Here is a 14,430-nt window from a genome sequence, read left to right as displayed (position 1 = left end):
CTCGGGGGGCAGCGAACCACACGCAGTGGGGAGCGTGGGGGCACCATCGTCATGAAGCAAGGCCTGTCCCTTCGCGTCTCGCAGCATCTGGCGCTCACGCCCCAACTGCAGCAGTCGATTCGCCTGCTGCAGTTGTCCACGCTGGAGCTGAGCCAGGAAGTTGAGCAGATGCTCGACGAAAACCCGTTTCTGGAAGTATCGGAAGATGCCGCGGAGCGTGAGGAATTTGGCCTGGAGCATACCAACACGCCGGTCAGCCGGGACAGCCAAGAGTTCGAGTCTGCTACAACTTTAGTAGCAGCTAGTTCCGATGAAACAAGTGCTGCCAGCCAAAATGAGCCGGAAACCAGCGCTGAGGCCAAGATCGAGGAAAGCTGGGACGGCGACGGCACGGTTGAGTCCGCACCCGACGACAGCGAATGGGGCGGCGACGCGCCTGCGCGCAAAAACAACCTTGAAGACAGTGATGCCGAGGCCTCCGACCTGACCGGCAGCCACATCACGCTGCAGGATCATTTGCACCGGCAGTCGCTCGGCCTGCGGCTGTCTGACGAGGACCGCGCAGCCCTGTACTTTCTGATTGAGTCGCTGAGCGACGACGGCTACCTTGAAGACAGCCTGGCTGAGCTGGCCGTGGGCCTTGCCGGTGAAGACCTGGTGCAGGCTGAAGAGCTCGAACAGTGCTTCGCCATGGCGCTACAGCTGCTGCAGCACATGGAGCCGGCCGGCGTCGGCGCGCGCAACCTGGCCGAGTGCCTGGGCCTGCAGCTGCTCGACTGCAAGGACTGCGACGAAACCCGTGCCGCCATGGCGATGTGCAAGCAGCCGATGGAGCTGCTGGCAAAGCGCGATGTCAAGCGCCTGGTCTACCTGTGCGGGTTTCCGGAAGCCGTGATCAAGGGCGCGATTACCGTGATAGGGCGGCTCGACCCCAAGCCCGGCCGCCGTTTTGTCAACGTAGAGCGCAACGTCGTCGTGCCCGACGTCATCGTCGTCAAGGCCGGTCGCAACTTCAAGGTCTCGCTCAATCGGGACGTTATGCCGCGCCTGCGCGTGCACGACATTTATGCCAGCGCCCTCAAGCAGCACAAGGGTCAGGGCGGGCCGGCGCTGCAGCAGCGGCTGCAGGAAGCGCGCTGGTTCATCAAGAACATCCAGCAGCGTTTTGACACTATCTTGCGCGTCAGTAGTGCGATTGTGGAGCGGCAAAAAAGCTTCTTCTCGCACGGCGAGCTGGCCATGCGGCCGCTGGTGCTGCGCGAAATTGCCGACGAACTGGGCCTGCACGAGTCCACCATCAGCCGCGTCACCACGGCCAAGTACATGAGCACACCTTACGGCACCTTCGAGTTGAAATACTTTTTTGGCTCGGCCCTGGGGACCGAAACCGGCGGCAATGCGTCCAGCACGGCGGTGCGTGCGCTGATCAAGCAGTTTGTCTCGTCCGAGAGCGCGCACAAGCCGCTCAGCGACAACCAGATCTCCGACATGCTGAAGGAGCAGGGCATTGAATGCGCCCGCCGCACCGTGGCCAAATACCGCGAGACGCTGCGCATAGCGCCCACCAACCTGCGTAAATCGCTGTAGATGTTGCCCCCACGGTCGTTCGCTTCGCGTAACTCCCTGCCCCCCGAGGGGGCCGCTGCGCCTGCGGCCCGGCAAAGCCGGTTCCGCGGCCCTGACTGGCTTGAAGAGGAAGCGGGGATTGCTCTTGCGCTTTTCTCTAACCGAACTGCTTCTTTCCCCGCTGGGTAAAGGCGGGGATGGGGGCCTGCCTGAAAGAACCCCCTACGCTTTAGTCACATAACTTATGAACCAACTCCAACTCTTCCTCCCCTGCGCCGCCGGCGTTGAAGCGCTGCTGGCGACTGAAGTGCAACGTGTCACCGGCATTGCCGGCAAGGCCTGGCGCGCCGGCGTGCAACTGCAAGGCTCGTGGCGCGACGCCCTGCAGCTCAACCTGCACAGCCGGCTGGCCCAGCGTGTGCTGATCGAGCTGCAGCACGGGCAGTACCGCAACGAGCAGGACCTGTACAACGCGGCTGCCAGCGTGGCGTGGGAGATCTGGTTCACGCCCAAGCAGACCTTCAAGGTCGAGGTCACGGCCCAGCACAGCCCGCTGACCAGCCTGAACTTTGCCGCCCTCAAGATCAAGGACGCGATCGCTGACCGCTTTCGCGCCAAGTATGACGTGCGCCCCGATGTCGATACCCACTGGCCCGACGTGCGCGTCTATGTGCACCTGACCACCGACACCGTCACCGTTTACATTGACACCTCGGGCGAGCCTCTGTTCAAACGCGGCTGGCGCGAGGACAAGGGCGATGCGCCGCTGAAGGAAACGCTGGCGGCCGCCATGATTGCCGCCAGCGGCTGGGACCAATTGTGCAAACAAGGCGTGCCGCTGTACGACCCGTGCTGCGGCTCGGGCACCATCGCCATAGAAGCCGCGCAGATCGCCTGCAACATCGCGCCTGGCATCAACCGCAAGTTTGCTTTTCAGAAATATCTGCCGTTTCAGGCGCATGTGTGGGACGGCCTGCTCGACCACGCCGAAGCCGCCATCACAGCGCCCAGTGCGCCGGTGTTTGGCAGCGATGTCTCCTTTCGCATGGTCGACTTTGCAGAGCGCAATGCCGAGCGCGCGGGTGTCGGGCAGGCCGTGCAGTTCCGTGGCGGCGATGCGCTGCAACGCATGCCGCCAGCCCCCAGCGGCGTCATGCTGGTCAATCCGCCGTATGGCGAGCGCATTGATGTGGCCGGCGTGGCCGGTATTTCCGGCGTGCAGAGCCGCAACCAGCGCGATGAGCGGCGCCAAGGCGTTGACGAGTTTGGCCAGCCGCTGCGGCGTGACACGGGCGCGGCGGAGGCACCACGCGACCGCTCGGCCAACCCCGCGCGCGAACAGGCTTACACCGAAAGCGGCGAAGAAGCGGCTGATTTCTTTCCGCGGCTGGCCGCCCACTGGAAGAAAAATTACGCTGGCTGGACCGCCCATGTGCTGACGCCCGACCTGAAACTGCCCAGCAAGATGCGCCTGAAGGAATCGCGCCGGGTGCCGATGTGGAACGGCCCAATTGAATGCCGGCTGTTCCGCTTTGACATGGTGGCCGGCTCGGCGCGCGGCAAGCCTGCCGGCGCGCCGCAAACGCCATGAGCGAAACGGTCAACGGCGCCGGGCCCGCCGCCGAAATTTCACCCGTGTACAAGGCGCCGGTCGTCATCGACACCAACATTGTTCTAGACGTTTTTGTATTCAATGATGCAGCCGCAAAACCCGTCCGGCAGGCGCTGGAGGCAGGCGCGCTCGACTGGATCGCCACCCAACCGATGCGCGACGAACTGGCGCGCGTGCTGGCCTATCCGAAAATCGTTCCGCGCCTCAATTTCTACCAGCTCAGTGCCAGCGATGTCCTCGCCGCGTTTGATCGGCACGCTCGTCTGGCGGAAGCCGCAGCCAAGGCCAGCCTGACCTGCAGCGACGCGGACGACCAGAAATTTATCGACCTCGCAGTCGCCCACCAAGCCTTGCTGCTGAGCCGGGACAGGGATGTAATTTGCATGTCAAAAAGGCTTCTAGCCCATGACGTACGGGTGCGAAAAGCTATGTAATTGATAGCTTACGCAGACCGGATGAACGCAGCGCAATGCGGCATCGCCAGCGCCATTGCGGCAGATACACTTTCCCCACTTTCACCCCAAGAGCCTCGCCGCAGGCTCAAGACTGCCTCTCATGAACACCTCATTGCCCACCCCCGCCACGCCATCCGACACGATCTGGCTGGAAAGCGAAGCTTTCGACGAACTCGATGCCATCCTCGACGACTTGCGCAGCCGCTACGACGAAACGCCGCAGTGGGAGTTTTGCGAAGGTTTCATGGCCGCCGTGATCTGCTCGCGTCGGCCCATCGCCGTCGATGAATACCTGCCGCTGCTGCTCGACACGCCTGCCGAGGGTGACGCGCCCGATACCGAAGGCGGCTCGTTTGCCAGCGACGCGCAGCGTGCGCGCTTCCTCACGCTCTGGCAGCAGCGCTGGAACGAGGTGCGCACAGCGCTCGATGCCGAGGTGAACTCACTCGAAGACGACCACTGCTACCACCCCGAAGTGGTGGACATTCGAGGCGCCGTCGCCGAGATGCCGGCTGATGAGCAGGCTGATTTCAAAGGCGAAGAACTGCCCGCGTTTGCCCAGGTGTGGGCGCTGGGTTTCATGTTTGCCGTGGAAAGCTGGCCCGAGGAATGGGCCAGCCCGCGCGACAAGGACGCGGCCAAATGGCTGGATGGCGCGCTGCAGGCCATCGTCGCCATGACGGAAGACGACAGTGCCGCGCCCGAAGTCTCACCCCTCAGCGAAGATGGCGCACCCAGCACCAGCATCGCCAGGCTCAATGCCTTTGGCGAGGCGATCTGGGCGGTTTACGACCTGCGCGAATTGTGGAAAACGCTGGGACCACGCGTCGAAACCGTGCGCAAGGAAGCCACACAAGGCCGTAACGACCCGTGCGCCTGCGGCAGCGGCAGGAAGTACAAGAAGTGCCACGGGGCGGGATGATGGAGTGCTGAAAGTGCTATTAAAATAATAGCTGCTTGCGCCCGTAGTTAATGGGCTAGAGGCTAATTTCGTGCCTGAAAACGACTTCCTGGGCAGATCGACACCCTTGCTAAATGGTTACGGGTGCAGCCGGCAGGTAGAGACCGCCATTTTTTGGGGTATTTCAAGGCTCCAGCCCAATAAATACGGGCGCAAGCAGCTATTAATTTAATAGCGCTCTGCCTGTGCTGGCTGCCTTTTTCCGCGTAGGATGAAGACGGAAATTCGACCGAGCGGGCTAAGCCGGATAGACCGGCTCGCAGCGCACATCGGTTTTAACCGAGTTGGCAATAAAGCAGCTCTCGTGGGCCGCATGGTGCAACTGGTCCAGCTCTGCGCGGCTCGGCAGGCGATCATCGGAAAACGTCACGTCGGGGCGCAGCGTGACAACGGTCATGGCGATTTTCCCGGCGGCGTTTTTTTCCATCAGGCCGCTGGCCGCATCGAAGTAGCGGTCCACACAGTAGGCCTGTTTGGCGGCAATCGACAGAAACCACAGCATGTGGCAGCTCGCCAGCGAGGCCACAAAAGCCTCCTCCGGGTCCAGTGCCGAGGCATCGGACAGCGGCAGCGGCACCACATGCGGCGATGCCGAGCCGGGCACTTCCAGGCCGCCGTCAAAACGCAGCAGATGGTTGCGGCTGTAGCGCCTGCCGACAAAATCTCCGTCGTTGCGCAACCATAAAACTTCAGCGATGTAGGTGGACATGAACAACTCCCTCCAATCAGGCGTTATTCCATTTATAAATCAACCGTGCACTTTGTTGGCTTCGTTCGCCGTACGTAGATACTGCCGTCGTTTCGCCTTCGCGTTCACGATTTATTTAAGAATGGAATTAGATGAAAAACTGTTGAAGCGCGCGGGCCGTCGCCTCGGGCTGCTCTTCGGGAATGAAGTGTCCGGCCGCCATGGCATGACCGGCCACCTCGCCGCTGCACTGGTCTTGCCACAGCGCCATCGGGTCGAACAGCCGGTTGACCACGCCGCGCTCACCCCATAGCACCAGCATGTCGCAGGCCACCTTGAGGTGCCGGGCGCGGCTTTCGCGGTCGTGCTCCAGATCTATGCCGGCGCTGGCCCGGTAGTCTTCACAGGCAGTGTGCAGCGCTTCAGCATTGCAAAAGCAGCGTTCGTACTCGGTCAGCGCCTGGGGTTCTATGTAGTGCAACCCCGCGCTGCCCCAGCCGCCCAGCTTGGCGTGCAGATAGGCCCTGGCAGTTTCCGGGTGGTTGGCGCCCATCATGATTTCCGGCAGCGGCGCCGGCTGCAGCATGTGAAACCAGTGGTAGTAGGCGCGGGCAAATTCCATGTAGGGCTGCGTCATGCTGCGGCCCTCGTACATGTCCAGCGTAGGGGCAATGTCGATGACACAAAGTCTGTCGACGCGCGGTGCGTAGTCCAGCGCCAGCCGGTGCGCCACACGGCCGCCACGGTCGTGGCCGCACAGGTAAAAACTGTCCAAGCCCAAGGCGTCCATCACGGCCACCATGTCGTGGGCCATGTTGCGCTTGCTGTAATTGCTGTGGTTGGGCAGGCCCGGCGTTTTGGAAGAGTCTCCGTAGCCGCGCAAATCCGGCATGACCAGAAAGTAGTACTGGTTCAGGCGCTGCGCCACGCGGTGCCACATCACATGCGATTGCGGAAAGCCGTGCAGCAGCAACAGGGCCGGGCGCAGCGGCTCGCCCAGCGCCACTTTGGAGAAGCGGGCATGGATGGATGCGCCATTGACCTCAAAACTGCGCGATTCAAAACCGTTAAACCAGTGGCTCGATGAATTCATGCGGCTTTCCCTTGTTGGAGTGGGCTTTAGTGCGGGACTAAGCATACGCCAGTGCCAGCCGGTGTAAATGCTTGCCTGCTTGACTCGGCCCTGGTTGGTTGAAAGGCTGGGGCCCGGCCTTCAATGTCACAATCGCAAGTTGCGCGACAACTTACCTGCTGTTGCGCTACCGGCCCTTTACATCCTCAAGGACGCCTGACACCGTGCATCCAATTCGCCCTATCGATCCCGTCATCTCCTTTCGCAACAGTCAGGGTGAAGCGGTGCGCGGCACCCTGACCAACGTCCAGCGCCGCTCGCTGGTGATGGAAATTTACAACCCCTACTCGATCGTTCAGGTCAGCGAGGTGCTCAACGACCTCAACATCCGCTCGGGCGAGCGCAGCATCTACAAGGGCAAGGCGGTGGTCACCAGCCTGCTCAATACCGGCTTGATGGCGGTGGTGTCCGTGGTGCTGATTGACGAGTGGACTGACCTGAACGTCGTGCGCGGAGATATGACGCGCATCTCAGACGAGGCACAACGCTTTGTCGATGACTGGCAGAGCCGATTTCGGATCGGTCGCACTTACCAGGTGGCGGTCAGCGAAACAAGAGCCTTTCTGTCGGAAACTGCACGTTGGGCGGACCAAGCCGACATGAGTGGCATCCTGCCCCGCAATGAAGACGGGCGCATCCGCTCGGATGTGTTTCTTGATTTGGCCAAGCCGATCATGGTGAAGGGGGCAGAATACTTTGACCGGATAGAGGAAGAGACCAGGTCCGTTCCGGCAGATGACGCCGTTGCGCATCGCAGCTTTTTGCAAACGGCCTTGCATCCTCTGCTGCTGCGTGCCCCCTTCGTCTACCGCACTTTTGTCAAACCACTTGGTTATGCCGGTGATTATGAAATGGTCAACCAGATACTCGGGGATCCGCAGCAGGGGCCCAGCACTTATTTCCAGATCGTCAATGCGCAGTTTCTTCAGGCCGCCGTGGTGAAGGCCCATTGCAACCGCATTGACACGCTGGTGGACTATCTCAACCGGGCTGCAGACCTGGCCAAGCGAGAGCAGCGGCAGGTGAGCATCTTGAATGTGGGTTGCGGGCCCGCCGTGGAGATTCAGCGATTCATCGAGACACACCCTGACCCCGGATGTCTGTCGTTCACCCTGGTGGACTTCAGCGAGGAAACCCTGGCCTACACGCGCGAACGTATTGACAGCGCCGCCCGTGCGGGAGGCAAGACGACGAATGTTCAGTTGGTGCATGAATCGGTTCATGACCTGCTCAAGCGTGCGGTGCGACCCGAAGCGACGGCGGACGGCGAGCTTTTCGACTTCGTCTATTGCGCGGGCCTGTTTGATTATTTGTCGGACAAGGTTTGCGCGCGGTTGTTGCAGTATTTTGTGCAGCGCAGCCGCCCGGGCGGGAGCATTTTGGTGACCAATGTGCATTCGAGCAACCCGAATACCGGCGTGATGGAGCATGTGCTGGAATGGCATTTGATCTACCGCGACGAGCGCTCGCTGGAGTCCGTGCTGCCTTCGCCGCGTGAGGACACGCGCATCTACACCGATGACACGGGCGTGAATGTATTCGCCGAGTTTCGCATCCCGAGGCAGTCTTGACTGCCGCCTTGTTGGCGGGCATGACCCGTGATCAGACCTTGATCCGATACAACCAGGCGCTGCATAAGCTGCGTATTGCCCATAGCAAAACGGGCTGTTTGTTTGTCATTGGATTGGTACTCCTTGGCGTGGGTCTGGATTACAGCTTGTATCCCGAGCACCTCGCCTATTTTTTTGCGGCCCGGGTACTGACAGCCGGGCTCACGCTGTTGATCCTGCTGCTTATCCTGACAAAGCGCGGCCGGCCACATGTTCAGTCCTTGACCTTTTTATGGCTCGCACTGCCGCAGCTGATGATCGGCTGGATGATTGCCGTGACCGATGGTTCGGCGTCGATCTACTTTGTGGGTATGCAGCTCGCATTTTTCGGTGGAGGCATGCTCGTACCGGCCAACCATCTTGAGAATTTGGGCTACGGCTTGTTCACCGTTTTGGTGTACATACTGGCCTGCTTTTTTCATCCGGGTGGCATTGGCGATATTGGGCAGTTCGCGACCAATCTGATGCTCTTGTCGTTTGCCGCGATCATTTCAGCGGGTGCCGCTTACTTCGCTGAGCTAGGACGCCTGCGCATGTTTGCGCTGCAAGAGCAGGTAGCGACGCAAAATGACGCACTTCAAAAAACCAACGCAGCACTCGCCGAAGTCAAAGGCCAATTAGTCCAGCGCGAAAAAATGGCAGCCCTGGGTACTTTGTCTGCCGGCCTGCTGCACGAAGTCAACAACCCGGTGAACTACAGCCTGATGGCCATCAACATGGCCCTGTTAGATCAAGCCGTGGTGCAAAGTGCCGACCTCAAGGAAAGCCTGGTCGATGCGCGCGAAGGCATGCAGCGCATTCAGGCCATCGTGTCCGACCTCAAGGTTTTTGCTTACCAAAAACCTGGCGAGGAGGACAGCCAGCGCGTATTTCTGCTCGAAAAGGCCGTGCAGTCAGCGTTGCGCCTGACCAGTTTTGAGCTCAAGAATGTCAAGGTGGAACTGGCGCTGCCGCTGGACACGCATGTGCTGGGCGATGAGCCGGCCATCATTGGCGTGTTGATCAACCTGCTAAGCAATGCCGCGCTGGCCCTGGTCAGCGCGGCACGCGCGCTGCCGCAAATTTCCATGCGCGGCGAACACCGTGGCGGGCGCCTCTGGCTGGCGGTGCGTGACAACGGCACCGGCATCAAACCCGAAAATATCGGCCGCGTGCTGGAGCCCTTCTTCACCACCCGAGATGTCGGTGCTGGCCTGGGTCTCGGCTTGAGCGTGAGCTACGGCATCATCCAGCGCCATGCGGGCACGCTGTCAGTCAGCAGCGAGTTTGGCGCGTGGACCGAGTTCTCCTTTGACCTTGCGACGCCGCAGCGCTGAACGATTGCCATGCCCTTGACCCCATTGCCCCCAATTTCTCAGGCCTCCCCGGCCTCTTCGGCCTCACAAGACGCCAGCGTGATCCTGTTCGTGGACGATGAGCCCCAGGCGCGCAAGTGGTTCGCCCGTTCGTTCTCCGATGAATTTTCTATTCTTACGGTAGGCAGTGTGGATGAGGCGCTGCGCACGCTGCGCGAGCGCGGCCCGGAGATCGCCGTGCTGGTCACCGACTACCGGATGCCAAGTCGCGACGGCTTGGCCTTGCTGATCACGGCCCAGCGCGAACATCGGCATGTCGTGCGGCTGCTGGCCACGGCTTATGCCGAAAAAGACGTGGCGATTGCGGCAATCAACCAGGGCCGGGTGCTGCGAATCCTGGAAAAACCGTTTGACGATTTGCAGGTGCGCGAAGCCTTGCGCGAAGCCCTGGCGATTTACCGCCGGCGCGAGCGCGAACATTTTCTGGTGGAAGGCCGGGCGGCCGCCATGCGCGAGACGCTGGGCTTTTTGGCGCACGAATTGAACACCCCGCTGGCAACGGTGCTCGGTTACATGGAAGAGCTCAAGCGCCGCACTTGTGCCCCGGCGCCGGATGAGTTGCCTGGCATTGCGCGCATTGCTGAAAACCGCGCTGGTGACACGCGCACGATGATTGAGGCGGCCGAGCGCCGCACGCTGTATGCGCTGTCGCTGGTGGCGACCTTTGTGCAGTCGGCGCGCGATGCCTACCCCGGCGCGGCGCCGGCGCCGCTGCGGGCCAGCCGACTGGTCAGTGCGCTGCTGGACGAATACCCTTTTGAAGGCGACGAGCGCGCCTGGGTGAGTTGCGACATGGCTGCCGATTTTGAGCTGCCGGGGCAGCCTGACCTGCTTTACCTCGTTTTGTGCAGCCTGACCAAAAATGCCTTGCTGGCCTTGCGCGGTGGCCCGCACCCCAGCTTGCACATTACGCTGGAGCAGATCAGCGCGCCAGACCGGGCACTGCAATCCATCATTCGTTTTACCGACAACGGCCCGGGCATCGCGCCTGAAATCTTTGCGCGATTGACGCGCGAGCCGGTCACCACGCGCGCCGCGCAAGGTGGCAGCGGCATGGGGCTGCTGTTTTGCCGACGCGTGGTGCAGTCCATGGGCGGGCTGATGGAAGTCCAGTCCGAGCTGGGGCGCGGTGCCAGCGTCGCGCTGTTATTTAATTCTGATGCAAACCTGGGAGGGGCTGAACTATGAGTCCAGACAAGATTCTTTTCGTTGACGATGAACCGATGGCGCTCAAATATTTTGAGCGGCTGGTCAGTCCCCTGGCACCCGTGATCACCGCGTCGTCGGTCGAGCAAGGCAAGGCCGTATTGCGCGAGCGCGGCGGCGAAATCGCCGTGCTGGTGTCCGACCAGCGGATGCCGGGCGCGCATGGCAATGAACTGCTGCGCTTTGCGCGCGAATACCATCCGCGCATTGTTCGCATGCTGACCACGGCCTACTCCGAACTCGGTGAAGCTATCGAAGCCATCAACAGCGGCGAAATTTACCGCTACATCACCAAGCCCTGGGACATGGGCAGCCTGCATGCCGACCTGAAAAATGCGCTGGAACTGGCCGAGCTGCGCAATGAACGCGACCATCTGGTGCGCGAGAAGATGCTGGTGCAGCAGCAGCAGTTGCTGGGCAGCCGCCTGGCCAGCCTGGCCATGCTGGGCGCGGGCTTCGTGCGCGGCGACAGCAACGCCGCCATGCAGCGCTTTGCGCGTGCCGCGCTGGCGGCCGGTTGCAACGCGGCCACCACGCCGCTCGCGCCCTTGCATCAGTGGGACTATGCCGGTCTGCTGCAAGCCGAGGCGCAACGCGGCGTGGCCATTGCTCAAGGCCTGGCGCGTTGGCACGGCGAGTTTGGCGATGACCGCACGCCCGAACGCGCCTTTGCGTTGCTGGCCGGTGCGCTCGGTGCGCAGGCGCAAGGAGCCAGCGTGCACCTGCCTTCCGCGGCTTCCCTGACGGTGTTGCTGGACGCCGCGCCGGGCCAGCTGCCGCAAGCCGGCGACACGGCATGGCTGGCCTGGCTGCTGTGGTGGAACGCACCAGTTCAGGTGCACGCCAGTGCGGCGGGCGGGCTGACTCTGCGAGCACCCCTTGCCGACAGCCCGGACGGCCAAGAGAGCGCGCCGGCGTCCGATTGGCTGGAGCGCATGATCGAACAGCTGATGGAGCAGTAGGTCGGCTGGCATGGGGTGGCGGTGTCAGCGCATCGAAGATGAGGTGCTGCGCCGCAAACAGCAACCTGTTCTGGGTTTTACCTAGCCAGACGTTCAGGCGGCGACTGCCTGCGCCGTATCAGTTCTGCGCGTGGACAGGTATTTCTGCAGGTTGGCTGCGGCCTGCGCTTCGACCTTGCGGCGCAAGAACGGCGTCCATCCCAGCAACATGCCGGGCGCCCCCAAGGCCTGGCGCGACCAGGCCCAGAAACTGAAGCGGTCATAGTGGTGGGTAATCAGCCCGCTTTCATCGAATTGAAACACACCGTCGACGACGTTGTGTACCAGGCGCCCGGGCTGGCCGAAACAGTAGTCGGCTTCCCAATGGGCCTTTCCGCGCTGTGCGTCTGCCTCAATGCCGCTGTAGGCTAGTTTCCAGACGTCGCCCTTTGTCTTGGTCCCGTCGCACAGCATGCGCCACATGCCGCTTATCTGTTCGTGGCCGCGCAGCGAAAAGGCCTCGTCATGAAACTGCGCATCAGGCGCATAAAAAGTGACCATGGTGTCGGCGTCAAGACGGGAAAACGCCGCGTAAAAGTCGTCGAGCCTGGTCTGGTTGGGATGCATGCTGAGTCCTCTGGTGGGGTCTGATCTGTACCGGCAACTGCAAGCTTCGGCCGGTTTTGCAACTCTATACGAGTCTGCCCTGCAATTAATTTTAATAGCAAATAGTGCCTGTAGTCCAATAGATACGGGCGAAAACAGCTATTGAAACAATAGCAAACCGGGGCAGCGCGCAGCGCGAGGCTTTCGCAAATGCGTGGGATCGACGCCTGCGGGGCCGCCGGCGCCAGAAAAGCGTAAACCGCCCGGATGCGGCCGTTGCTGCGCAACTTACGGTGCACGGTTAGCCAGATCGGCAGTGCCGGCAGCGAGAGCGTGGGAGCACGCGCCGTACGCCGGGGTCGGTGGCCAGCAAATATTTGGCGACAAACCCGACGCCCAGACCGGGACGTATCGCTTTTCAGTAGGCCAGCATGTCGTCGGTGCGCAGCGCAAACTGCGCGCGCACAATCGGCCATGCGCTGAAGGGGCGGCCGGAAAATTGATCTGCGGCAAGGCGCGCCTGGTGAGCCACGGTGCGGCAGCAACGAAGGCTTGAATGCTATAAAAAACATAGCTGTTAGCGCCCGCCCTGGTTGGGCTGGAAGCTTATTTTGTCCAATTTTCGACAAAATGACGCGGAAACAGCCCGCCAGCTTTGGGGGGACTGATTCAGCAAGACGCCTTCGACAAAATCACCGGTGGAACTCAAGCTCGTTTTCATGCGCGGCCTTAATTTTCTTCAACCCGACGGCGGCGGCTTGCTCTACAGTCTGCTTTCACACCGGGAACCCCAGCATGAACGCACCTCTTTCTTCGCAGCAGCATGATTCTTTGAGCAGAGCAGAGCGCCAGTCGCAAGTGGTTGCCGCGCTGACGGCAGTGCTGCCCGCCCATGCCCTGCTGTGGAACAGTGAAGACACCACGCCTTACGAGTGCGACGGGCTGACCGCTTACCGCCAGCGGCCGCTGGTCGTGGCCTTGCCGGAAACCTACGCCGAGGTACAGGCTGTGCTCCTGGCCTGCCACGCACTCGATGTGCCGGTGGTGGCGCGCGGCGCGGGCACCGGCCTGAGCGGCGGGGCCATGCCGCACAAGCTTGGCGTGACCTTGTCGCTGGCCAAGTTCAACAAAATCCTCAAGCTTGATCCAATCAGCCGTACTGCGGTGGTGCAGGGCGGGGTGCGCAACCTGGCCATTTCCGAAGCGGCGGCGCCGCACGGCCTGTATTACGCACCCGATCCTTCCAGCCAGATCGCCTGCACCATAGGCGGTAATGTGGCTGAAAATTCCGGCGGCGTGCACTGCCTCAAATACGGCCTGACGGTGCACAACGTGCTCAAGGTCAGGGGCTTCACCATCGAGGGTGAAGAAGTCGAGTTCGGCGGCGATGCGCTGGATGCGGCGGGCTTTGACCTGCTCAGCATCGTCATTGGCAGCGAAGGCATGCTGGCAGTCACCACCGAAGTCACCGTGAAACTGATGCCCAAGCCGCAACTGGCGCGCTGCATCATGGCCAGCTTCGACGATTTGCGCAAAGCCGGCGATGCGGTGGCTGCGGTGATTGCCGCAGGCATCATTCCGGCCGGGCTGGAAATGATGGACAAGCCGATGACGGCTGCAGTGGAAGCCTTTGTCCATGCCGGTTATGACCTGAGCGCCGCGGCCATCTTGCTGTGCGAGAGCGACGGCACGCCGGAAGAGGTCGAGGAAGAAATCGGCCGCATGAACGCCGTGCTGAGTCTGCACGGCGCGACCGCCATTGCTGTGAGCCAGAACGAAGCCGAGCGCCTGCGCTTCTGGAGCGGACGCAAGAACGCATTCCCAGCCTCTGGCCGCATCAGCCCCGACTACATGTGCATGGACTCCACCATTCCACGCAAGCGCCTGGCCGACATTTTGCTGGCGATAGGCGAGATGGAAAAGAAATACGGTCTGCGCTGTGCCAACGTGTTCCACGCGGGCGATGGCAACCTGCACCCACTGATCATGTTCGATGCCAACGATGCCGATCAGCTGCACCGCTGCGAACTGTTTGGCGCCGAGATTCTGGAAACCAGCGTTGCCATGGGCGGCACCATTACCGGCGAGCATGGCGTCGGCGTGGAAAAGCTCAACTCCATGTGTGTGCAGTTTTCAGCGCAGGAAAACGAGCAGATGTTCGGCGTGAAACGCGCTTTTGACAGCAAAGGCCTGCTCAATCCCGGCAAGGTGATCCCGACACTCAATCGCTGCGCCGATTACGGAAAAATGCTGGTGCGGGACGGGCAGATAACGCACCCTGACCTGCCTCGTTTTTAA

At 61.5% G+C, this 14,430-nt stretch carries 12 protein-coding genes; 9 read left to right on the top strand and 3 right to left on the bottom strand.

Annotation, left to right across the window (positions count from 1 at the left end; translation table 11 throughout):
• Positions 1-51: 51 nt before the first annotated feature.
• The 4 genes from HHJ18_RS15210 to HHJ18_RS15195 all read left to right on the top strand — a co-directional run bounded on the left by HHJ18_RS15210 (position 52) and on the right by HHJ18_RS15195 (position 4,555).
• Positions 52-1,587: an RNA polymerase factor sigma-54 gene (locus HHJ18_RS15210; protein ID WP_296916699.1), complete on the top strand. Its 1,536-nt coding sequence runs from the start codon at positions 52-54 to the stop codon at positions 1,585-1,587.
• Between the two features lie 223 nt (positions 1,588-1,810).
• Positions 1,811-3,157, top strand: a complete 1,347-nt coding sequence (locus HHJ18_RS15205) for a THUMP domain-containing protein (RefSeq protein ID WP_296916698.1) — start codon at positions 1,811-1,813, stop codon at positions 3,155-3,157.
• Positions 3,154-3,612: a putative toxin-antitoxin system toxin component, PIN family gene (locus HHJ18_RS15200; protein WP_296916697.1), complete on the top strand. Its 459-nt coding sequence runs from the start codon at positions 3,154-3,156 to the stop codon at positions 3,610-3,612. The genes HHJ18_RS15205 and HHJ18_RS15200 overlap by 4 nt, the downstream gene beginning before the upstream one ends.
• A 121-nt stretch (positions 3,613-3,733) precedes the next feature.
• Positions 3,734-4,555 (top strand): UPF0149 family protein, encoded by an 822-nt coding sequence (locus HHJ18_RS15195; RefSeq protein ID WP_296916695.1) that lies wholly within the window; start codon positions 3,734-3,736, stop codon positions 4,553-4,555.
• A gap of 277 nt (positions 4,556-4,832) precedes the next feature.
• Here HHJ18_RS15195 and HHJ18_RS15190 read toward each other — a convergent pair whose 3' ends face one another.
• Both HHJ18_RS15190 and HHJ18_RS15185 read right to left on the bottom strand, forming a co-directional pair.
• Complete coding sequence (locus HHJ18_RS15190) at positions 4,833-5,303, bottom strand: OsmC family protein (RefSeq protein ID WP_296916693.1); 471 nt, start codon at positions 5,301-5,303, stop codon at positions 4,833-4,835.
• Between the two features lie 127 nt (positions 5,304-5,430).
• Positions 5,431-6,375 carry an alpha/beta hydrolase gene (locus tag HHJ18_RS15185; protein WP_296916692.1) on the bottom strand — a complete coding sequence of 315 codons (945 nt, stop codon included), beginning with the start codon at positions 6,373-6,375 and terminating at the stop codon, positions 5,431-5,433.
• A 203-nt stretch (positions 6,376-6,578) separates the two neighbouring features.
• Between HHJ18_RS15185 and HHJ18_RS15180 the strand changes: the two genes are divergently transcribed.
• From HHJ18_RS15180 to HHJ18_RS15165, 4 genes are read left to right on the top strand one after another with little or no spacing between them, the layout of a single operon-like run.
• Complete coding sequence (locus HHJ18_RS15180; protein ID WP_296916690.1) at positions 6,579-7,985, top strand: class I SAM-dependent methyltransferase; 1,407 nt, start codon at positions 6,579-6,581, stop codon at positions 7,983-7,985.
• A gap of 20 nt (positions 7,986-8,005) precedes the next feature.
• Positions 8,006-9,340, top strand: a complete 1,335-nt coding sequence (locus tag HHJ18_RS15175; RefSeq protein ID WP_296916688.1) for an ATP-binding protein — start codon at positions 8,006-8,008, stop codon at positions 9,338-9,340.
• A 9-nt stretch (positions 9,341-9,349) separates the two neighbouring features.
• Positions 9,350-10,567: a hybrid sensor histidine kinase/response regulator gene (locus tag HHJ18_RS15170; protein WP_296916687.1), complete on the top strand. Its 1,218-nt coding sequence runs from the start codon at positions 9,350-9,352 to the stop codon at positions 10,565-10,567.
• The gene (locus HHJ18_RS15165) at positions 10,564-11,547 is read left to right on the top strand and encodes a response regulator (protein ID WP_296916685.1); all 984 of its coding nucleotides are present in this window, start codon (positions 10,564-10,566) and stop codon (positions 11,545-11,547) included. The genes HHJ18_RS15170 and HHJ18_RS15165 overlap by 4 nt, the downstream gene beginning before the upstream one ends.
• A gap of 93 nt (positions 11,548-11,640) precedes the next feature.
• Here the strand turns inward: HHJ18_RS15165 and HHJ18_RS15160 are convergent, their stop codons facing one another.
• Positions 11,641-12,153 (bottom strand): nuclear transport factor 2 family protein, encoded by a 513-nt coding sequence (locus tag HHJ18_RS15160; RefSeq protein WP_296916683.1) that lies wholly within the window; start codon positions 12,151-12,153, stop codon positions 11,641-11,643.
• A 774-nt stretch (positions 12,154-12,927) separates the two neighbouring features.
• Here HHJ18_RS15160 and HHJ18_RS15155 point away from each other — a divergent pair.
• A complete protein-coding gene (locus HHJ18_RS15155; protein WP_296916681.1) occupies positions 12,928-14,430 on the top strand; it encodes an FAD-linked oxidase C-terminal domain-containing protein in 1,503 nt (500 codons plus the stop codon).

It is taken from the genome of Polaromonas sp. (assembly GCF_012927455.1).
In the GTDB taxonomy this organism is placed as follows: Bacteria; Pseudomonadota; Gammaproteobacteria; order Burkholderiales; family Burkholderiaceae_C; genus Polaromonas.
The sequence above is the reverse complement of the archived record's forward strand: the minus strand, read 5'-3'. Positions and strand labels throughout refer to the sequence as shown.

Coding starts and splice junctions, on each gene's coding strand:
- HHJ18_RS15210 (WP_296916699.1), top strand. CDS start 52: ATGAAGCAAGGCCTGTCCCTTCGCGTCTCGCAGCATCTGGCGCTCACG.
- HHJ18_RS15205 (WP_296916698.1), top strand. CDS start 1,811: ATGAACCAACTCCAACTCTTCCTCCCCTGCGCCGCCGGCGTTGAAGCG.
- HHJ18_RS15200 (WP_296916697.1), top strand. CDS start 3,154: ATGAGCGAAACGGTCAACGGCGCCGGGCCCGCCGCCGAAATTTCACCC.
- HHJ18_RS15195 (WP_296916695.1), top strand. CDS start 3,734: ATGAACACCTCATTGCCCACCCCCGCCACGCCATCCGACACGATCTGG.
- HHJ18_RS15190 (WP_296916693.1), bottom strand. CDS start 5,303: ATGTCCACCTACATCGCTGAAGTTTTATGGTTGCGCAACGACGGAGAT.
- HHJ18_RS15185 (WP_296916692.1), bottom strand. CDS start 6,375: ATGAATTCATCGAGCCACTGGTTTAACGGTTTTGAATCGCGCAGTTTT.
- HHJ18_RS15175 (WP_296916688.1), top strand. CDS start 8,006: ATGACCCGTGATCAGACCTTGATCCGATACAACCAGGCGCTGCATAAG.
- HHJ18_RS15170 (WP_296916687.1), top strand. CDS start 9,350: ATGCCCTTGACCCCATTGCCCCCAATTTCTCAGGCCTCCCCGGCCTCT.
- HHJ18_RS15165 (WP_296916685.1), top strand. CDS start 10,564: ATGAGTCCAGACAAGATTCTTTTCGTTGACGATGAACCGATGGCGCTC.
- HHJ18_RS15160 (WP_296916683.1), bottom strand. CDS start 12,153: ATGCATCCCAACCAGACCAGGCTCGACGACTTTTACGCGGCGTTTTCC.
- HHJ18_RS15155 (WP_296916681.1), top strand. CDS start 12,928: ATGAACGCACCTCTTTCTTCGCAGCAGCATGATTCTTTGAGCAGAGCA.